Genomic DNA, 257 nt, shown 5'->3' on the forward strand with positions numbered 1-257 from the left:
GAACCCTTACATCCTCACCCCCGACCTGAACGGCGAAGGGCTGCACATCGGCATCGTTCGCGCCCGTTTCAATGAAGAGATCGGCCAGGCCGAACTCGAAGCGTGCCTGAAGGAACTGGCTGAACTCGGCGTGGACGAGCGCGACGTGATGGTCGCCACCGTGCCGGGCGCTCTGGAACTGGGCGTGGCCCTGTCGCACATGGCCGAGACCTTCGAGTTCGACGCCCTCATCGCGCTGGGCGCGGTCATCCGCGGCG

1 protein-coding gene is annotated in these 257 nt (G+C 66.1%); it reads left to right on the forward strand.

What is annotated here, in order from left to right:
• The coding region (locus OH705_RS27965; protein ID WP_267303528.1) for a 6,7-dimethyl-8-ribityllumazine synthase at positions 1–257 on the forward strand (257 nt) is incomplete at both ends.

The organism is Pseudomonas sp. BJa3 (assembly GCF_026343815.1).
Taxonomy (GTDB): Bacteria; Pseudomonadota; Gammaproteobacteria; order Pseudomonadales; family Pseudomonadaceae; genus Aquipseudomonas; species Aquipseudomonas soli.